This window comes from Salinadaptatus halalkaliphilus, assembly GCF_006543045.1.
GTDB classification, from domain to species: domain Archaea; phylum Halobacteriota; class Halobacteria; order Halobacteriales; family Natrialbaceae; genus Salinadaptatus; species Salinadaptatus halalkaliphilus.
The window spans coordinates 126692-146304 of sequence record NZ_RBZW01000022.1; the positions used below are offsets into that span (position 1 = coordinate 126692).

Annotated in this window: 21 protein-coding genes; 16 read left to right on the forward strand and 5 right to left on the reverse strand. The window is 64.7% G+C overall.

Annotated elements, in window-relative coordinates:
• Position 1: 1 nt before the first annotated feature.
• Entirely contained in the window at positions 2–184 is a 183-nt protein-coding gene (locus tag D8Y22_RS10310) for a DUF7550 family protein (protein WP_141464625.1), read from the reverse strand.
• A 137-nt stretch (positions 185–321) separates the two neighbouring features.
• Here D8Y22_RS10310 and D8Y22_RS10315 point away from each other — a divergent pair, with 137 nt between their 5' ends.
• The 8 genes from D8Y22_RS10315 to D8Y22_RS10350 all read left to right on the forward strand — a co-directional run bounded on the left by D8Y22_RS10315 (position 322) and on the right by D8Y22_RS10350 (position 7424).
• A complete protein-coding gene (locus D8Y22_RS10315) occupies positions 322–1074 on the forward strand; it encodes a hypothetical protein (RefSeq protein WP_141464626.1) in 753 nt (250 codons plus the stop codon).
• A complete protein-coding gene (locus tag D8Y22_RS10320; protein ID WP_141464627.1) occupies positions 1071–2435 on the forward strand; it encodes a transposase in 1365 nt (454 codons plus the stop codon). The genes D8Y22_RS10315 and D8Y22_RS10320 overlap by 4 nt, the downstream gene beginning before the upstream one ends.
• An 83-nt stretch (positions 2436–2518) precedes the next feature.
• Complete coding sequence (gene hisF / locus D8Y22_RS10325) at positions 2519–3334, forward strand: imidazole glycerol phosphate synthase subunit HisF (RefSeq protein ID WP_141464628.1); 816 nt, start codon at positions 2519–2521, stop codon at positions 3332–3334.
• Between the two features lie 101 nt (positions 3335–3435).
• Entirely contained in the window at positions 3436–4269 is an 834-nt protein-coding gene (locus tag D8Y22_RS10330; RefSeq protein ID WP_141464629.1) for a hypothetical protein, read from the forward strand.
• 279 nt (positions 4270–4548) lie between these two features.
• On the forward strand, positions 4549–4707 hold the full coding sequence (locus tag D8Y22_RS22365; RefSeq protein ID WP_174811823.1) for a hypothetical protein: 159 nt from the start codon (positions 4549–4551) through the stop codon (positions 4705–4707).
• 223 nt (positions 4708–4930) lie between these two features.
• Positions 4931–5716 carry a hypothetical protein gene (locus D8Y22_RS10340; RefSeq protein ID WP_141464630.1) on the forward strand — a complete coding sequence of 262 codons (786 nt, stop codon included), beginning with the start codon at positions 4931–4933 and terminating at the stop codon, positions 5714–5716.
• A 41-nt stretch (positions 5717–5757) separates the two neighbouring features.
• On the forward strand, positions 5758–6234 hold the full coding sequence (locus D8Y22_RS10345; protein WP_141464631.1) for a cupin domain-containing protein: 477 nt from the start codon (positions 5758–5760) through the stop codon (positions 6232–6234).
• Between the two features lie 239 nt (positions 6235–6473).
• Positions 6474–7424, forward strand: coding sequence for a methionyl-tRNA formyltransferase (locus D8Y22_RS10350; RefSeq protein ID WP_141464632.1), 951 nt, complete (start codon positions 6474–6476; stop codon positions 7422–7424).
• A 15-nt stretch (positions 7425–7439) separates the two neighbouring features.
• Here D8Y22_RS10350 and D8Y22_RS10355 read toward each other — a convergent pair whose 3' ends face one another.
• Positions 7440–7724 (reverse strand): DNA-directed RNA polymerase subunit L, encoded by a 285-nt coding sequence (locus tag D8Y22_RS10355; protein ID WP_141464633.1) that lies wholly within the window; start codon positions 7722–7724, stop codon positions 7440–7442.
• A 165-nt stretch (positions 7725–7889) separates the two neighbouring features.
• Between D8Y22_RS10355 and D8Y22_RS10360 the strand changes: the two genes are divergently transcribed.
• The 4 genes from D8Y22_RS10360 to D8Y22_RS10375 all read left to right on the forward strand — a co-directional run bounded on the left by D8Y22_RS10360 (position 7890) and on the right by D8Y22_RS10375 (position 13357).
• Positions 7890–9746, forward strand: coding sequence for a rhomboid family intramembrane serine protease (locus tag D8Y22_RS10360; protein ID WP_141464634.1), 1857 nt, complete (start codon positions 7890–7892; stop codon positions 9744–9746).
• 377 nt (positions 9747–10123) lie between these two features.
• Entirely contained in the window at positions 10124–10888 is a 765-nt protein-coding gene (locus D8Y22_RS10365) for an ABC transporter ATP-binding protein (protein ID WP_141464635.1), read from the forward strand.
• Positions 10878–12134, forward strand: a complete 1257-nt coding sequence (locus D8Y22_RS10370; RefSeq protein ID WP_141464636.1) for an ABC transporter permease — start codon at positions 10878–10880, stop codon at positions 12132–12134. The genes D8Y22_RS10365 and D8Y22_RS10370 overlap by 11 nt, the downstream gene beginning before the upstream one ends.
• The gene (locus tag D8Y22_RS10375) at positions 12131–13357 is read left to right on the forward strand and encodes an ABC transporter permease (RefSeq protein ID WP_141464637.1); all 1227 of its coding nucleotides are present in this window, start codon (positions 12131–12133) and stop codon (positions 13355–13357) included. The genes D8Y22_RS10370 and D8Y22_RS10375 overlap by 4 nt, the downstream gene beginning before the upstream one ends.
• 53 nt (positions 13358–13410) lie before the next feature.
• Here D8Y22_RS10375 and D8Y22_RS10380 read toward each other — a convergent pair whose 3' ends face one another.
• Complete coding sequence (locus D8Y22_RS10380; RefSeq protein ID WP_141464638.1) at positions 13411–14043, reverse strand: METTL5 family protein; 633 nt, start codon at positions 14041–14043, stop codon at positions 13411–13413.
• A 206-nt stretch (positions 14044–14249) separates the two neighbouring features.
• Between D8Y22_RS10380 and D8Y22_RS10385 the strand changes: the two genes are divergently transcribed.
• On the forward strand, positions 14250–14420 hold the full coding sequence (locus D8Y22_RS10385) for a TFIIB-type zinc ribbon-containing protein (protein WP_141464639.1): 171 nt from the start codon (positions 14250–14252) through the stop codon (positions 14418–14420).
• 73 nt (positions 14421–14493) lie between these two features.
• Here D8Y22_RS10385 and D8Y22_RS10390 read toward each other — a convergent pair whose 3' ends face one another.
• Together D8Y22_RS10390 and D8Y22_RS10395 are read right to left on the reverse strand one after the other, a co-directional pair.
• Positions 14494–15516 (reverse strand): disk-shape morphogenesis protein volactin, encoded by a 1023-nt coding sequence (locus D8Y22_RS10390; RefSeq protein ID WP_141464640.1) that lies wholly within the window; start codon positions 15514–15516, stop codon positions 14494–14496.
• Between the two features lie 97 nt (positions 15517–15613).
• Entirely contained in the window at positions 15614–16519 is a 906-nt protein-coding gene (locus D8Y22_RS10395; RefSeq protein WP_141464641.1) for a DUF7139 domain-containing protein, read from the reverse strand.
• A 156-nt stretch (positions 16520–16675) separates the two neighbouring features.
• Here D8Y22_RS10395 and dph2 point away from each other — a divergent pair, with 156 nt between their 5' ends.
• The 3 genes from dph2 to D8Y22_RS10410 all read left to right on the forward strand — a co-directional run bounded on the left by dph2 (position 16676) and on the right by D8Y22_RS10410 (position 19537).
• Positions 16676–17725 (forward strand): diphthamide biosynthesis enzyme Dph2, encoded by a 1050-nt coding sequence (gene dph2 / locus D8Y22_RS10400; protein ID WP_141464642.1) that lies wholly within the window; start codon positions 16676–16678, stop codon positions 17723–17725.
• A gap of 232 nt (positions 17726–17957) precedes the next feature.
• Positions 17958–18674, forward strand: a complete 717-nt coding sequence (locus tag D8Y22_RS10405) for a DUF7344 domain-containing protein (RefSeq protein ID WP_141464643.1) — start codon at positions 17958–17960, stop codon at positions 18672–18674.
• Between the two features lie 32 nt (positions 18675–18706).
• On the forward strand, positions 18707–19537 hold the full coding sequence (locus tag D8Y22_RS10410; RefSeq protein ID WP_141464644.1) for an MBL fold metallo-hydrolase: 831 nt from the start codon (positions 18707–18709) through the stop codon (positions 19535–19537).
• The last annotated feature ends 76 nt before the right edge of the window (positions 19538–19613 follow it).

Consider the following 19613-nt stretch of genomic DNA (forward strand, 5'->3'; position numbering starts at 1 on the left):
ATTAAAATCCGACGACGCCGATCGGAATCCCCACGGTTATCGCTACGCCGACGACCATCACGACGAACCCGATAGCAACGGCTCTCGAGGAGTACTCGCTCATCGGTGCGGTCGTCCGCTCGGTCTCGAGGTCGTGACCGATGTCTGCACCCGAGTCCTCGTCCACGTCAGTGTCGGCTGTCATACGCGGCCGTTGGTGACTCGAGGCCTTAAAGACAGCTACTGCGACCGACGGCGGTGCTGTTTCTCGCACCCGGTACACGTCGAATATCCAATATGTAATCAGGAAGTATTTACTGGCCCGTCGACAATCGAGCGCTGATGCCCTCCAGCAGTCGATCGATATCCCGCAGACGGATCCTCGCGGCCACCGGGGCGGGCCTCGGCGTCGCAATCGCGGGCTGTACCGGCGACGACCGCTCGTCCTCGGCGGCCGACGACGCCCACGCCACGCACGAAGCGAGCGAGGGCGGGCCGCCCAGAGCGTCTACCCACGAGTACGAATCGCTCCAGGTGCGTGCCGACGATGCCGAGCGGTTCGTCTATCAGGACGACGACGCGGCGCCCGACCCGGATGCAGACGAGGATACGCCGTCGTTCAGACGGTCGATCGTGTTCGTCACCGACACCGACGAGGCCGATGCGCTCTGGATCGACGCCGCGGATAGCGTCGAAGCCGAGTTACGATCGTTCGTCGACGACACGGACTTTGGGACCCAGACGGTCGCTATCGACCAGCGCGGGATCGACGACTGCTATCGGCGCCAGCTGCTGCGCGTGCAGGCCGAGAACGACCAGTTTCGAACAGCGTACTGTCAGCAGCTGAAAGATCCGGAAGCGGCCTGTGTAGCCGATAGAAGACTCATGGAGGCAGTCGTCATTCGCGTCGAGCGAGTCTACGACGAGACGCCCTCCGGCCGCGGCAGTTCCGAGAGCATGTCCTGTCGCGGACCGATCGTCCACGGCGAGAACGGTCTCGAGGACGACGCTGCAACGGGCAATGCCTCGAGTACCGAATCGACGACGAACAGCACGAGCGCCTCGAATGTGACCGCGGAGGGCGACGACCGATGACGCGACGATCGACGCCGATCGTGAGCAGACGCCGTGCGCTGGCCGGCGTGGCTGCGGGCGTGACGACCGCGCTAGCCGGCTGTACCGGACTGCTCGAGGACGAGGCCGGTTCGACGACGTTCGCCGCCAGCGAAGTCGAGCCCATTCTGTCACCGTCGGCGCCGGACCCCGAGTGGCCGGTGGCCGTGACGCCAGAATCCCGCGCCCTCGAGGCGGCGACCGACCGGATCGACGAGCTGCTCGCGGCCGTTCCCGATTCGCTCGAGCCCGCGGACATCCCGAACGGCGTCGTCCGCGAGGAGATCCAGACGGCTCGAGATGAGGCCGCCGCGACGCGTTCGGATGTCGCCGACGCGGCGGGAAGAGACGGGTATCACGCGCTCCGTGAGAGTCGCGGCGGTCGCGAACACGCCCGCAAAGCCGCGACGGTGCTGGGTGCGATCGACGCGGACACCAACGCGCTCGTTGACGACCTCGAGGACGAGCGCACCGACATCGAAGCCGCAGTCGCCGACCACCTCGCTGACATCACCTATCGCGGTCCGGATACCGTCGACGGACGACGGCGGGCGGCGCTGTATGCATATCGGTGTGAATCCGACCTCATGCGCGTCGAAACCACGCTCGAGCGCTGGCAAACCACACCCGACCTCGACGTGCTCGAGCTCGGCGACGATGGGGCCACCCTCGAGTTTGCGGCGGCGACGACGGCGATCTGGGATTACTTCGACGCACAGTACGAGGGCGCGACCGACGAGCCCGTTACCCTCGAATCGACGTTCGAAGACGCCCTCGAGCGCGCCAACGAGCGCACCGAGGCGGTCGAGATTCCCGATCAGAGTCGCGACGATTGGTTCGAGGCGATCGGCGTCGGCGACCTCGACAACACTCAACTCGAGTTCTTCCTCTGGGACGCCGGCCGGCCGATCGATCGTGCTCGAGACGGGATCGACGACGCACTTCGTGAGGGCCACCTCGCCACCGGACTCTCCCACGCCCTCGAACTCGAGCACGCGACGCGCGCGTTTGCGGTCGTCCGGGACCGCGTCGACGGCGGCTTTCACGTCTCCCCTGACTCAATCGAGGACGTTCGGACCGAACGCGAGGCCGCTATCGAGGCCGCGGAAGCCGCACAGGAGGAGCTCTCGCTGACGGCACCGTCCCTGGGTGCGTACCGTTTCGCGGAGACGCTCGAGTCGCTTGGCTGGGTCGACAGTTCGGTCGCTCGGGGCGCCGACAACGATCCCGACGTGAACGTAACTCTCGGCGACGAACTCGGCGATTACGCCCGGATTCGGGCCGAGTTCGAGGTCTTCCCGGCGGCGCTCGAGGCGTTTCGCGAGCGGTTGGACGACGTATAACGGGGTGAGCGGTTCGACTGACAGACACCCATTGTTCGATCCAGACGCCTTTACTACCCTCGGTGCGAACGGTCGCCCAAGAGATGACGCTGACGAAGCGGATTATCCCCTGTATCGACGTGGATCTGGACGAGGACGGGAACCCGGCGGTCTACACCGGGGTACACTTCGAGGACCTGAAATACACCGGCGACCCCGTCGAGATGGCAAAGGCCTACAACGAGTCGGGCGCCGACGAGTTCGTCTTCCTCGATATCACCGCCTCCGCGGACGGCCGCGAGACGATGCTGGATGTCGTCAATCGGGTCGCAGACGAGGTGTTCATCCCGCTGACCGTCGGCGGTGGCATCCGCACGACCGAGGACATCAAAGAGACGCTGCGGGCGGGCGCGGACAAGGTCTCGATCACGACCGGGGCGCTCGAACGGCCGGAACTGATCAACGAGGGCGCGAAAGCTTTCGGCAGCCAGTGTATCGTCATCAGCGTCGACGCCAAACGTCGCTACGACGAGGGCGGCGAACACTACGTCGAGGTCGACGGCGAGTCCTGCTGGTTCGAGTGCACCAAGAAGGGTGGTCGCGAGGGTACCGGCATCGACGTCCTCGAGTGGGCCGCCGAAGCCGAGTCCCGCGGCGCGGGTGAGCTATTCGTCAACTCGATCGACAAGGACGGCACCAAGGACGGCTACGACCTGCCGCTGACCGAAGCCGTCTGCGACGTCGTCGACACACCGGTCATCGCCTCCTCGGGCTGTGGCAGTCCCGACGACATGTACGATGTCTTTACCAAGGCCGGTGCCGACGCCGGCCTCGCCGCGTCGATCTTCCACTTCGACGAATACTCGATCGAGGAGACCAAAGCCCATCTCGACGAACGCGGCGTTCCAGTGCGGCGTTGATTGCTGGCCCCGGTTTCTATCGGGGCGGATCGGCCGTCGATTCGGTCGGACGTCACACCGCTCCAGTACGCTTATAGTCTCGCGGTCGTGCTCTCTACCCAGTGAAGTGGCGGTGTACGTGGTGTGGCAAGCCCCACGCCGAGAACGACCCACCCTGTGACAACTGCGGGCACAACGTCTTTGAGGAGGCCATCGTCCGCGCCGACGAGGAGCCGGGTGAGACTCCCGAGGGAACCGTCGACACAGGCACGACCTACGTCTGGGCCTGTCCCAACTGCGGCCGGGAACACGTCAAGCACAACCCGCCGTGTTCGCGCTGTGGCAATCCCACGCTCGAGAAGACCGAACAGACCTACGACGACGTCGACCGCGATCTCGAGACGCCCAGCTGGCTCGAGGTCGCAAAACCATACGCCCCCGTCATCGTCGTCGTCGCCGTCGTCGTCGGGCTGTTCGCGACCGGAATCGTCCCGCCGTCGATCGTTCCCGGCATCGGGCCGCCGTCGCCGCCGGACGCCTCTGGGGACGGGACCGAGGCTGCGGGACTCGATCTCGAGGTGACCGCCGCGGAGATCCACGCCCAGCTCGAGGCCGAGCGCGAGGGCGAGTCGGTCAGTTACGACGACGGGCTCGTTGCGTATGCAACCTACTACAACCGTGGTATCGTGGCCAGTGAATACGACGACGCCCGAATCGAGGCCGTCAGCGTCGGGGATTTCGACGCGGCCTGCAACGACGCCACGATAGACGGCGTCGTCCCGATCGGTGCCGTCGATCTCGAGGGGTACGACGACGAATCCGCGCTGGCCGCCGACCTCGCTGGTCCGCTGCTCGAGTCGACCGACGACGAACTGCTGGCGGACCACGACGCCGAAGGCTTCGACGTCCACGTCGCGCCCGACAACACGGTCTTCGTCTACTACGCAGCCTGCTAACCTGGGCCACGATCTCCCTGTAGCTGGTATTACGGTTTCCCCGCAGTGTGCGGTCTCGGTGAGAAAATTGTTATTCGCTTGACTCAGGATTCCTCCGCGTTTACGCGGAGGAGGATGTCAATGCGATGGCGTCTGCATTCTATACCATGGCATTTAGTAACATTCATTCGAGCGGAAACGGATCGGCGACCGACGATATCGCGTATCTCGCACGGTCTGCCCACCGCGTGTCGGCTCTCACCGAACTGACGGAGCGACCCCGGAGTCGATCGGAGCTCTGTGATCGGCGCCGATCCGGATAGCAGCGGTGTGGCGGTGTTGGTCGATACCGATATGCCGGCGGCACGCGAGTGGGCGGAGTCGGTCTCTGCCACCTACAAATCCGACGCGCAGCCGATCGATCCCCGACAGATCGAAGCCAGCGAGGCGCCGTCGTAATGCCACGACGTGTCCCGAGACCGAAACCGCATATTCGAGGATGCCTCGAGCGGTAACCCTGCGGCGGTGAGGTGGAACGCAGACGCGCGACCGGCTGGCATCCCCACCCCGAGATGTCCATAGAAGGAGACGGGGGCTGCCGGTTGGAGGTCGGTATCCGCGTCGGTGAAAGACCACTTTGACCTTTCTGAAAGCACTTATCCGTTAGCGTGAATGGTAGTGTATGACCGACCACACACGTCGACGTGTTCTTACAGTCGCCGGCGTCGCTTGGGCTGGACTGGCTGCCGGCTGTCTCGACGAAACGAACGAGCCTGGTTCGGGGTCGAACGATGACGACGAGACCGACACTGGCGGTGACGACCCCAACGGCGACGACGAAGACGGCTCCGACGACAGCGACGAGACCACCCAAACGATCGACGAAGCACCCCGCGTCGACGAACCACCCTACGACATCGAGCGTCCGGACGAACCCGAGGATCCGGAGGAAGACGATTGGAACGAACACTACCTCGGCGACGGGATGGCCGACGAACCGAGCCTCGAGTTCGAGGTCGTTCCCCAGGTCGGGCTCGTCGAGTCGGCACTCGGGGGACTCTACGAGGACGAGGAGGCAACCGGGGAGTACCGGATCGCCCTCCTCGAGAGCCAGCGCGAACTCACCGACGTACTCGACCTCGAACTCGCCGACGACGAGGTTCGGGAAACCCTCGAGAGCCTCGAGTTCACCGACCGCGTCGTCGCCGTCGTCGAATCCGGCTGGGGCTCGAGTTCGGTGTATCACCAGTGGGTTCGCGCCGAAGACGAGGGCGACCACGTACACCTGCACGGCTACTACACGGCGCCGCTCGTCCAAACTACGGATATGGCGAGTCGCCACTCCGTCCTCGTCCTCGAGCGTCCCGACGAACTCGAGTTCGTGCGCGCGAGTCTCACCGTTGACGAGGAGCGACGCGTCCACTTTAACTCGACCGAAGGCGTCGTTTCGGTCGGCGAATCCGAGTAAGAGTGGATAATGCCTATTACGTACCGGAGTAAGTGTCATCTATGGGACCGATCAACGAAGCCGACCTCGAGTGGACGCTTATCGACGAGGGCGATGCGGAAATGAAGCGAAAACAGCTCGGCGAACGCGCTGCCTCCGAGCAGTTGGGATGTAGCCTCTACGAGTTGCCCGCGGGAGAACGATCGTGGCCGTATCACTACCACACCGCCAACGAGGAAGCGATCTACGTCCTCACCGGTACCGGAACGCTTCGCCTCGACGACGAGACGTGGTCGCTCACCGCGGGCGATTACGTCGCGTTCCCGGCCGACGAGTCCGGCGGTCACCGCGTCGTCAACGACTCGGAGGAGCCGCTGCGGTATCTGGCCGTGTCGACGATGACCGATCCCGACGTGACGGTGTATCCGGATATGAACAAAGTGGGGGTCTTTGCCGGCTCGCCACCGGGTGGCCGGGACGAGCGATCGGTCCACGGCTACTACGACCTCGACGACGATGTCGACTACTGGGAGGACTAATCGCTATACCGTTCCAACCGTCGGCTGATGAGTGAAATCGGGCGCACGCCATCGATTTCACCCATCAGTTCAGCCTTGTAACGCCACTGGTCAACAACCACGCCGATAGCATGTTAGCGTGTGCGACGATTACCGACCGGGAACCACGTGACGGACGCGGTAATACTTCCGTTGGGACGAAACGGTGTCGCAAATGGGTGTGGTAACTAAACACGAGGAAGGCGTGGACCGACTGTCTTATGGGAGAGACAACGCCGGTGACCGTCGGGGTGTTAGCCGAGCCGTTCCTCTACGAGTGGCAGGTGCGAGCGATCGAACGCCTACAGACCGAGGACGATATCGACATCTCACTGGTCGTCCACAACACCAGCGTCGACACGGTCGAAGCCGAGTCCTGGAACGAGAAAACCCGACTCGAGCGAACGGACGTCACGAAGTTTTTCGACGCGCTACGACAGGAGCGGGCCTGGACGTTCGTGCTCGCAGAGCGAACGCTCGCGCGGCTACTCGGGGATACACAGCCACTGTGGCATCGACACTCACTCGAGAACGTCGACGTACTCGCCGACGTCGACCGGCTGCCGTGCGAACCGCGAACCGACGGTAACTGGTCCGAACTACCCGATACCGTCGTCGCCACGGTGGCCGACCGCTGTGATGTCGTCGTCCGCTTCGGGTTCGGACTCGTCCGAGGGGAGATCCTCACGGCGCCCGAATATGGGGTGCTCAGTTTCCATCCCGCAGATATCCGCCGGTACCGCGGAATGGGCCCGCCGGTTATCTTTCACGATGGGCGACCGCGTGCCAGCTCGACACTGCAGCGACTAGACGAGTCGATCGACGGCGGCGAAATCGTCGCCGACGACGAGGTGTGCCTTGAGGACTGTGCGACGCTGTGGGACGTCTTCGACCGGCTCGCGACGCTGCAGATACGGCTCCTCACTGACGGTGTTCTCGCGTTACGAGACCCCGCGTTCGAACCGACGACCGTCCCCGACGAGCAACTCGGCGAGTTCTACTACCGGGACCAGCGCCGGACGGTCGCCTTTGCAGGTCGCGTCCTCGCGAAAAACGTCACCGGCCGAGTTCGCCGCCGGCTCGAGAACCACCGCTCGAGTACCGACGGCGACGTGAGTACGCACCCAGCGGACCGAACAGAAACGCATCAGCCGACCGAGACACGGGATTGACCGTGCGACACAACGTTAGGCAGCGGCTTCGAACGCGTCGCGAAACGTGGTCGCTTTCTCTCGGACATCGACCGCGGCTTCCTCGAGGGCCTCAAGCGGGTCGACGCCGCCGTCGGTCTTGATCGTCAGGATGGGCTCGGTCTGGCCGCCCGACTGTTCGGGATTGACGTCGTAGGTGGCCGCGCCGATGTCGTCGTGCTCGAGCAGTGCCCCTTTGAGGACGTTCATGAACGTGTGATCCTCGCCGGCGATCTCGATCGAGAGTTCGTCCTCGGTGCTCTCGGTGACCCGCAGTTCCATGGGTTACTCTCCGTTCGTTGGCTGCTTGTACCTTTCGAAGACACTGCGACGAGGCGAACGCTGACGACGGTTTGCAGCCGCTGCAGTGCGTCGACGGCCCCGCGATCGGCGGACGACGGCGACGTGAAGGCAATCACTATACGGTCTCGGTCGAACCACAGACACATGTCCGCGGTCGCGTTCGCACTCGCAGCGCTCGTTTTTCTCTCGGTAGTGGGCTCTATCGCCGTCGTCAGACGCCTCCAGGAACCTGAACGCGGCTGGTACGAGCGAGCGTCCGCCCGGCTCGTGCTCGGGATTCCGTGGGGAACGCTCGTCGTGATCGCGTTCGTCCTGTCTGTCTATCTGTTCGTTCAGGACGGAATTACGGACCTCTCGAATCCGGTATCGCTCCCCTACCGCGCCTGGTCGTACTTCTCGCCGCTTGGCATGGCGACATCGTCGTTTTCCCACGCCAACCTCGGTCACCTGACGGGAAACATGATCGCCACGCTGTTGGTCGCACCGATCGCGGAATTCGTCTGGGGACACTATCCCGACGGTCGCGATACCGACGACCAAGATGAGACGATGGCACTCGCGACCCCCTGGTGGCGGACGCCGTGGCTCCGCGCGTTCGTCGTCTTCCCACTCGTCGTCATCGGGATCGGACTGGCGACGAGTCTCTTCTCACTGGGCCCGGTCATCGGATTCTCTGGGCTCGTCTATGCCTTCGCCGGGTTCGCGATCGTCCGCTTTCCGATCACGACGCTGCTCGCGACGACCGTCATCCAAAGCGCCGCATTCGCCATCTATCGTGCCCTCCAGACGCCGGTCCTCGTCGAGGTCGCCGAAGCGAGTCCGCCGGCCCCACCCTCCTGGGCCAACGTCGCCATCCAGGGTCACGCGCTCGGATTTTTCATCGGCCTCGTGCTCGGCATCGTCCTGCTCGAGCGCCGCGGGTTTCGCCCCGATCCGTGTCGCGTCTGGATCGCAGTCGCGCTCTATGCCTTCTCGAAGGGACTGTGGCAGATTTACTGGTTCGGCGAGGGGAACTCGTTTCTGCTCTTTCAGGGCCCCGGCGTCGCTATCGTCCTCGTCCTCGCCGTCGTGATCACGCTCTCGGTCGGCGCCTCGAAACAGCCGTCCGTTCCCCCTCGTCTCGAGCGACTGATCGCTCGCAGTCGAACATCGCCGCCGTCCGATACCGGCATCGACCGTCCCCTCGAGATCGTCCGTGCGAACGCACCGAGCCTCGACGGCGCTCGCTCTAGGGGCCGTTCGACAGGGCGAATCGATCGAATCACCGCCATCGCCGGCGGCGCTCGCGACCGAGCCGTCCCGGCACTCTCGCCAGCGACGCGTCGGGGGTCGGCCTTCGCCGTCGTCTTGCTCGTGCTCGCAGTACTCGGCGGCGTGGCGATCCCGACGAACCTTCTCATCCTTTCAGAGCCCACCCACGGTGAGGGGGAGACGATCGAAGTCGAGGGCTACACGATCGAGTACGCCGAGGGAGTCGAGAACCAACTCGTCTCGGGACTGGGCATCGACGCCATCGCCGAGGACGAAGGCCTCGAGGCCAGCGGGGTGATCGTCTCGAGCGAACAACGCAACATCTGGCAGGAGGCCGTCACCACGGATCAACTCGAGTTCGCGGGCGAACGAACCGTCACGGTCGGCGGACCGGGGTGGCGAGAGAGCGTCCACGCCGAACGCGTCGGGTGGACGCCCGTCGGTAACGAAACGGTCTACCAGGTCTGGCTCTCGGAAGACGGCGAGGACGAAATCCTGGCGTTCGAATCGGGCGGGCTCACCGGCGATCCGGTGATCGAGAACAGGACGGTCACAGTCGTTTCCCACGAGGGTGAGTTCGTGCTCGTCGTCGAGTCGACCGATACCGAGGAGTCGGCGCAGACACCGATACCCGCGGCCAACGAGTCCGTCGACGCTGGCGGACTCACGTTCGAACGCGACGACGGAACCGTAACTGCGGTCACGGACGGGACCGAGGTCGTCGTCGCCCACGAAGAGACGTACAATTGACGGACGAAGCCGTCGCGGCCGACAGCTGTATGGCTCGGTTTCGACCGGTAGTGACGTACTGACGACGCGGGCACGGCTCCGCCAACCGAGTGCGCTCACGTGTTTGGCAAACCGGACGATCTTCGTCCGAGACGCCGACGCTATCGCTACCGACCGCGTACGCGCCCAGTCGAGCGATCCATCCATCACCGTGACCGTCACTCGAGTCGAATACTCTACTGTATACGAAGATTTCAGCCTCGCAGCCGTGGCCCCGAGGGGACTCCTATTGGAACCGGTGACAGTGACGCGACGTTAACCGCCACGTGGCGGCGGGAAGCCGGCGGGAAACAATGACCCGACGCGCCGTTCGATCGATCGAGTTGACCGGATAACTGATGATCAACCGTCTACTGGGGCTCTCGGGCAGATCGGCGTCTCGGACGAGCGACGAGGAAGGGGAGACACCAGCCGTTCGTCTCGGGAGCGTCACCCACGAGTACGGCGCTACCGGCGCCCGGTTCGGCTCCGGTCGAGAACGGACGGTAACCGCACTCGACGACGTTTCACTCGAGGTGCAGTCGGGCGAAACCGTCGGTCTGCAGGGACCGAGCGGGAGCGGGAAGTCGACGGTCCTGCACGCGGTCGCCGGATTGTTGGTGCCGACGGATGGATCGATCGAATTACTCGAATCGGATCTCTCGGCGCTGTCGGCTCGAGCGCGAACCCGCGTCCGCCGGCGACACGTCGGCATCGTCTTCCAGCGGTTTCACCTGCTGCCGTCGCTGTCGGCCAGAGCCAACGTCGCGCTCCCGCTCGTCCAGGAGGGCGTCCCCACGTCGACTCGCCGCGAGCGGGCGACGGCGCTGCTCGAGGAGGTCGGACTCGGGGATCGAGCGACCCACCTACCGAGCGAGTTGAGCGGCGGCGAGCGCCAGCGGGTCGCCCTCGCCAGAGCGCTCGCGGGCGACCCGGACGTGCTCGTCGCCGACGAGCCGACGGGCGAACTCGACACGGACACCGGGGCGAACGTCCTCGAGTTGCTGACGTCCGTCGGTCGCGACCGGGCGGTGCTCGTCGCGTCCCACGACGACGACACGCTTTCGGTCGCCGACCGGGTGGTCACGCTTCGCGACGGGCGAGTGATCGACGATGGACGGTAGCGACAGCCGGCGGCGAACGCGGTGGGTCGGGATCGTCTCACTCGCGGTCGCCAGGCTCTGGCGACGGGCCATGCACACCCGCTCGGGGCGGATCGCAGCGACGGTGACGGTCGTTGCGGTGACTATCGGGCTGCTCGTTACCGTGACGGGCGTCTCGCTGGCGCTGGCCGACGGCGGGGCGGTGAGCGACGACGACGGCGACATCACCGTCACTCCAGCCGAGAGCGCCACGCTGTCGGCCGTCGACGGCGTCGAAGGGCCGCGGTTGGGCGACACCAACGCCCGCACCGAGACGATCGCGGACGCGGACGGCGTCGATCACGCCTCGCCGGTGTTGGTCGAACCGGGCCAGCTCGAGGCCGCAACCGAAGGCGAGGAGCGCCGAACCGTCCTGCTGGTCGGCGTCGTCCCCGACGACGAACCCCGGACCGTGGCCGGGCTCCCGACCGACGACCTCGAGCCCGGCGATTCCCACTACGGGGACGGCTCCTACGATGGCCCACCGAACGGCGAGATCGTCCTCTCCGCGGCCGCCGCCGACCGACTCGAAGCCGAGGAGGGCGACGAACTCGCCGTCCCCGCCATGGAGGGCGCGACCGGCAGTGGCGACGTCTCGCTCACCGTCGCTGCCGTCGACGACGCGAGCGACGACGAGACGCCCGTCGCGCTGGTCCACCTGAGTGAACTCCAATCGGTCGGCGGCGCGGCGGACGGCCAACTCGCCGACAGAGTCGTCGTGTGGGGTGACGACGACGCTGCAAGCGCCGCCGCGAGCGAGGCGTATCCGGACGCAGCCGTCGATTCCGGCGCCACCGCGAACCCCGCTTCGCTGTTCGACGACGGTCTCGCCTTCGCCGCCAGCCTGCTCGCGCTGCTGGTCGGCGTCGTCATCTGCACGTCGTTCGTCGCGACGACCGCGGGGATGACCGTCGAAGACGACCGCCAGTCGTTGGCCGTCCTCGAGTCGGTCGGCATCGAGCAGCGCGGTCGACTGGCGATCGTCGCCATCTCGACGCTCGTGACGACGATCTGTGGCGCGGTGGTCGGTATCGTCCTCGGGTTCGCGGGCATTTACGCCGTCAACGCGGTGGCCGGGGCGACCATCGCACCGGGTCTCGTCGCACACTCTCACCCCGCGTTCGTCCCCTACGCGCTCGTCGTGGCCGTGCTATCGGGGCTGATCGCGATGCCGTATCCGCTCGTTCTCGCCGCCAAGACGTCCGTCCTCGAGGAGGTGAGCCGATGAGCGGTGCGCTCGTCCGACTACGGGCCGTCGTCGGCATCGCATTCGCGACGATTCGTCGATCGCCCGGTCGAACGCTGCTTTCGGTCCTCGCCGTGGCCCTGGCCGTGCTCGCGGTAACGTTGCTTGCGAGTCTCGGCGTCGGCGTCGTCGAGTTCGGTCAGGATGGGCTCGACGGCTCCCACGGCGACATCTGGATCTCGAGCGACGCCGTCGACGCGACGGGCAGCGGGACGGCGAACCCGCTCGTCGGCTCCCACGAGGTGACCGCCGATCTGGCCGCACGCGACGACGTCAACGCCGCGACGCCGATCGCGATGCACGACGTGTATATCGGGACCGAGCCGGACGAGTTAGAGCGCCGTCCGGCGGTCGGACTCGAGTCGACCCACGACGGTTTCGCGTTCGACGAGGGCCATGGATTCGAAACCGACGAGGCGGCCTACGCTGACGGCCGGTCGACGAGTCCGACGACCGAGGAGGTCGTCCTCGATCCAGCCACCGCCGACGAACTCGGCGCCTCGGTCGGGGACACGGTCTACGTCGGGACGAGCCGGGAAACCGCACCGGACTACGCCTTTACCGTCGTCGGGACCTCGGACTACTACTCGCAGTTTCTCGGCGACGAGTCCGTGACGATGTCCCTCGCGGACCTCCAGGCGGTCGCCGGGACGACCGGTACCGATCGAGCGACGTTCGTCGCCGCGACCGTCGACGACGACGCCGGCCCCGACGCGGTCGCGGCCGACCTGCAGGCCGAGTATCCCGACCACGACGTGCGAACCAGCGACGAGCAGGTCGGTGCCTTACTCGGCGAACGCCCGCTCATCATCGCCAGCGGCATCTCGCTGGTCGGGCTCGCCGTCGTCGGCGGCATCGTCCTCACGGTCAATCTCTTTACGCTCGTGACAGCCCAACAACGCGACGAACTCGCCGCGCTCAATGCGATCGGCCTCTCGAGCCGGCTGCTCGCGGGCACCGTCGGCGCCCAGGGAGTGATCGTCGGCGTCCTCGGCGGCCTCGTCGGCCTGACGCTGACGCCCGTCCTCGTCCACGGACTCAATCATCTCTCGCGGTCGGTCATCGGCTTCGACGACGTGTTGCGAACGCCGCTCGAGGTCTACCTCGCCGGGTTCGCACTGGCAGTCGGCGTCGGCTCGATCGTTGCGCTCGTCACCGGCTGGCGAGCGGGCCGCTATGCGCGGGTCGAACACCTCGAGGAGTAACCGGCCGAAACGAAAGCCTCGAACGTGCTCGAGAACGCAGCCACGACGCTGGGCTATGAGCCGTCCTGCCACTCGATCCGGAACACTTCGGTCTCGAGGGTCGTCTCGGCTTCGGTGTGAAAATCGAAGCGTCGCTCGATCGAAAATGGGGCTCTGAAGGCGTGGGTTACCTCGCCGCCCTCGTCGGCGACGAAGGAGTCGACGAACGCTTGGCTGCCCTCGTTGTGGATCGTGTACGAGACAGCCGCGATTTCCGCGACCGTCTCGAGAAAGGCGCGATCGGCGTGGCGATTTCCGCGCTGGGCGCCAAACGGCGGATTCGAGACGACTGTCACCCCAGCTGTCCCGAACGGATGACGGGTGACGTCTCCCAGGAGCCAGTCGACGGCCGCCGTCACGTCGACGCGGTCGGCGTTCGCTCGAGCGACTTCGAGCGCGTCGCGGTCGACATCGATACCGACCGCCTGCTGTGCCCCTGCGACCGCGGCGCCGATCGCGAGCATCCCCGTTCCGGTGCCGAGGTCGACGACCGGCCGCTCGAGGTCGCCTTGTAACGCCGCGAGGTGACAGACGTGAGCGGCGAGTTCCGGTGGCGTGAGATACTGCTCGAGGGCGGGTGAGGGGGCGCCAAAATCCGCGAGTGACTCGAGTTTGCGCGCGAGCGTCCGCCGCGATGGGCCAGCCATGCTAATCGGTAGGGAGAGAGAACCGAGATCGGTCGCGTCGTCGAGCCGAGTGACGCACGGTCGGTACGTAGCGGGACGAGCGAATGCGGTCGGACGACGTTTGAGTCACTGTCAGCGGGTACGCAGACGGCATGGAAAAACGTGTTTCTCCCCGCCGTGGTGGGGCTTCGACTAGAGTTAAGGGGTCGGCCGAAAGAAACATACGTATGGACGACTGTCCCCGCTGTCAGGGATCGCTCGAGACGCTCACGCTCGGTGAGGTTTCGACCGTCACCTGTCCCCATTGTGAGTACGCGGACATTCCGGTCAACCACGATGGGACCGCGCCAGAGGCGGAGTCTTGGCAGGACGCGTTCAACCGATTCTACCGGCGCTGATTCGTCTCGAGTCGACCACGGACAACGACGATCGGGGAGCGGCGGCGAAAATGGGGGTGGTGAGAGAGCGCCGTTATTCGGCCGGCGCTTCGGCTTCCTCGGCCTCCTCGTGGTCGACATCTTCGTCCGAGCGGGCGGCGACGAGCCCACCGCGGGCGACGCTGTAGAGCGGTTCGTTCGCGTGGCTGACGCCGCTGATCGAGAACGGAATGTTCGCGTCGTCGAGGTGGTCACGGAACAGTGCCTCGAAGCCGTCGGGACTCGAGGTGCCGCCGGTGACGACGACGGGGACGTCGAGGCCCTCTTCGACGTCTTCCTCGTCGACCTCGTCGACGATGTTCTCGATGACGTAGTCAAGCAGATTCTCGTAGTAGATCGACAGCGCGCCCTCGACACCGCCGACGTCGGTCGTGAAGTCGAGTTCGAAGTCGTCCTCCTTGATGGAGGTGACTTTGTCGACGGGGGTCCCGGTCGCACGGGCAGCCTGTTCGTCGACCCAGTCGCCACCGCGGGCGACGGAGAACTTCATGACGGGGACGGCGTAGTAGGACAGACAGACGTTGGTCATCCCGGCACCGAAGGAGATGCCAAGGCCCGTGAAGTTGTTGTCCGCGAGTTCGGAGTAGATGACGGACATCCCTTCGTTGATCGGTTCGGAGTCATAGCCCATATCGTCCAAGAAGGACTCGATCGTCTTCTGGTGGTACAGCGTCGAGAGATCGGAGTCAATCGGATCCGCCGGCGAGGAGAAATACAGTTTCTCGTCGGGATAGGCGGGCTCGCCGACGACCTGTTCGATGATGAGTTTCATCATCGGGATCGCGCTCTGCTCGTCGTTCGAGAGGATCCCGTGTTTCATCGGGCGGCGGGTCTCCTTGTTGAAGATGTTTGCAAAGTTCAGGGCGTCGTCGCCGACGACGTAGACCTTATCGTCTTTGCGGATGTGGAGGACTTCGCTTCGCGAGAGCATCTGCTCGGCCATATCCGAGTATTCGATCTCGACGAAGGAGTTACGCTGTTGCACGAAAACCGTATCGTTACCATCCTGCTGTGCAGACAGAATGTTCATCGTTCCGACGTCTAGGCCTTTGGCCATACTGGCCAACGTTCCCGACGGATTATAAATCTATGTGCCTTAATTCCATCGGCCAAATACGAGCGGTAATTACTCGTTTTCGAACGGCAACTGCCCGTTACGTTCGATCGAAAAGGCCGCGAATCCGGTCGAGAATGGACGCTACGGGACCGTCGTCGGTCGACGAGCCGGCCGAGGCGTCGTCCGCTTGCTGTTGCTCGCGAAGTTCCGTCAGCTTCGCCGTCTGGTCGTCGACGGTCGAACTCGAGGTCGTGGTCTTCGTGTCGCCGCCTTTCAACCCCTTGAGGCCGGCGACCTGTGCGTCGACGCCGGTCGAACGGGTCGTCTTGGCCTCCATATCTACGTCGACCTCGTCGAACTCGTCACCGGAGAACTGCAGGCGTTTGTGGTCTGTCTCCTCGACGCCGCCCCAGGAGAGTTCGACATCTTCCATCGCGTCGTCGATATCCTGGCGAATCTCTTCGTCGGAGTAGGACTCGTCTTCCGCTGGCTCGTCCGCTTCGGTCTCGATCGTCTGGACCTGTTTGGCCATATCGAGATAGTGGGCGATCAGCGCCGCTCCCGTCGCAGCGGTCAGTCCCGCGAGACCGACGGCGTAGGTGGCCGTCACTTCGACGGTGTAGTCGGTGTCGCCCATGAAGTTCCAGTGATCGGGGTAGACGAACCAGAAGCCGACCGTGGCGCCGACCGTGACCGCAGTCCCCGCGATCGAGGTATAGAGCATCCGTCGCTGGGAGGGTAACAGGACGACGATGCCGAGCATCGCGACCGGCAACGCCACCATGACCAGTGCGTACGCCGGCCGAACCCAGGCGAAGTAGGGATCTGAGCGTAGCTCGAGCGTGGTACTCCAGAGAAAGAGCGCCAGTGCGACGACCGCCAGACTGATACCGCCGAGAAACAGGCCGAAGCCGAGATAGACGTCGGTCCGATCCTCCGGCTCACCGATATACTGGCGGTAGAGATCGACGAGGTAGCCGTCTGCGGGCGGATCCGCTGCCATTACACCCTCGTTGAAACTCCAGTACTATGACTGTTGGGTAGCGCTGATGACGCGATCGGCGAGCGACGTGCCCGCCAGTGACGGGGCCTTGAGGCGGGATTTCGGTCGCGACCCGACAGCGTGCAGTATATACGTCCGTGGCCGTTATCCCGGCCAATGAGTCAGGATTCGGCCGCCACCGAGGGCGACCTTCGGAACACCGGGATGCGTCTCAAACACGATCGCGAGTGGGATTACGAACTCGAGCGAATCATCGAGGCGATCGAAGAGCGAGACGCCGAGACGGTCGGCCTGCAGTTCCCGGAAGGGCTCAAGCGACGCGGCCCCGCCGTCGCCGACGACCTCCGCTCGCTGGCCGGCGACGACGTCACCTTCATGCTCTCGGGCCAGCCCTGCTACGGCGCCTGCGATCTCGATACCTACCTGATGAAACGCACCGACGTCTTCGTCCACTTCGGCCACTCGCCGATGAAGAACACGGACAAGGTCATCTACGTCCCGCTGTTCTCGAACGTCGAGGTGACGCCGATCATGGAGGAATCCCTGGATACCCTCGAGCCCCCCGAAGAAACCGAGGGCGTTGGTCTCGTGACGACCGCCCAGCACATGAACCGCTACGAGGAGATGACCGAGTTCTTGACGGAACGGGGCTACGAGGTCCACAGCCGTCGCGGCGACGAACGACTGACCCACGAGGGTCAGGTGCTCGGCTGTAACTACGCGAGCGCGGACGTGCCCGCGGACCAGGTGCTCTACGTCGGCGGCGGCAAGTTCCACCCGCTCGGACTGGCGATGGAACATCCCGACAAACACGTCGTCATCGCCGATCCGGTCAACAACGTCGTCACCGTCGCCGACACCGAGAAGTTCATGAAACAGCGCTACGGCGCGGTCCACCGCGCGATGGACGCCCAGAAGTGGGGCGTCATCTTCTGTACCAAGATCGGCCAGGGTCGCTGGGACCAGGCCCAGGACATCCTCGCGGACAACGAGGACGCCTACCTCATCACGATGGACGAGGTGACCCCCGACCGCCTGCGTAACTTCGACATGGACGCCTTCGTCAACACCGGCTGTCCGCGGATCACGACCGACGACGGCCCGCAGTTCCACAAGCCGATGCTCACGCCGGGCGAGTACGAGATCGCCGTCGGCAACGAGCCCCTCGAGGACCTTTCGTTCGACACGTTCCACGGCACCTGGTAGGGACGGAGACGGGCCGGTGAAATCGGGATCCTTCGGTCGGCCCCGCGCAATCTCGCCGATGAGCCGTCGATTACTTCCCTCAATGGTCCCTTCGACCGAACGCAAAAACGCCGTGTTTGTTCAGCACGCTCTGGATTAATCCCCTGAATTTCATCCAGAGAAGACCTTAGATGCGGGAATCCAACGTAGTTTGGGGGAGTTCTTTTGCCCCAATAGTCCAGATCAGTAAGTGATGACTACCACAGACGCGAGCGGACGACCGTCGACTGCTCGAGACGAGTGCTTTGGCTCACTCGCAGACGCCGGGCGGCGTGCCGTCGTTCGAATCGTGCACGAACGATCGCCGTCTGGGGTCACGATTGCTGCACTTGCATCGCGGCTCGCGTCGGTAACCGACGATTCACAGCCCGCTGTCGTCACGGAAGACGAAAAACAGCGAGCACGGAGTGCGTGTCACCACCGACATCTCCCCGCACTCTCCGACGCCGGCCTGATCGAGGTCGATGGCGAGACGGTCAGGACGACGGATCACTGGGCCTACCGCGACCCCGGAATCCAGGCCGTCCTCGAGGAGCGCACGACCGTCTCGAGTGACGAACTCGACGCCGTCTTCGAGGCCATAGCCGATCCCCAACGGCGCCGGGCGCTCTCGACGCTCAAGCACCAGTACCAGCCGACGACGGTCGACGCCCTGGCGGCGGAGATCGTCGCTAGCGAAACGACCGAGGAGAGCCGTCTGCCGGCAGCGACTGAACGCGTCCGGACGTCGCTGGTTCACGCCGACCTGCCGCTGTTGGCGGACGCCGGTCTCGTCGCCTACGAGCGCGCATCCGGTCACGTCTCCTCCGACGGCCATCCGTTGCTTCGTGCCACCTGGCTCGGCGATACGGACTCGACCGAGTGTGACTCCGAGCGGTCGCCGAAAGCGACGAGCGCCTCGAGAGGATAACACTTACCCTGACGGTCCCCGCACCAACGGATATGATCCAGAGTGACTGGGGCGACTGGCTCGTTCGCGACGTCGAATCGGCGACCCCCGAGGGCGTCGCCATCTGGTATCTCGGCTGCAACGGTCTCATTCTCAAAGATAGCGACGGCACGACGATCTACATCGATCCGTATCTCGGGCTGGGCGACCCGCCCCGAACCGTCCGGATGATCCCCGTCCCGTTCGACCCCGAAGACGTCACCGACGCCGACGCCGTGCTCGCGACCCACGAACACACCGATCACGTCCACGGGCCGAGCCAGGCCCCGATTCTCGAGTCCAGCGGGACCTTCTACGGCGCCGACGACAGCCTCGCCGTCGCCCACGACGAAGAGTGGACGACCGAGTGGGACGTAGCGGACGACCAACTCGTCGAAGTTAGCGAGGGCGATACCCTCGAGATCGGTGCGTTCACCGTCCACGTCGAGGTGGCCAACGATCCCGACGCGACTCATCCGGTGAGCTACGTCCTCGAGCACGACGCCGGCACCGTCTTCCACGGCGGCGATACGAAGCCAAGCGACGAGTTCGACCGTCTCGGCGACGAGTACGAGATCGATCTCGGCATTCTCGCTTTCGGTACTGTCGGGCAAATTCCCGACAAAGAAACGCGTGAACCCAAACGCACCCGCTGGTACAACGACGAAAACCAGATCGTTGAGGCCGCATCGGCGCTCGAGGTCGACCGGCTCGTCCCTACCCACTGGGACATGTGGAAAGGCCTCACCGCCGATCCGACCGTGTTGCACCACCACGCGCGGAGTTTCGAGCATCCGACGCGCCTTGAGATCGTCGAGATCGGCGACCGCGTCGACCTCGCGTAACTTCCTGGCCCGTACCAGGACTGTTTTCGCGACCATAGTGTCCGTACCATTTATAATAATGGTATGGTAACGTTGT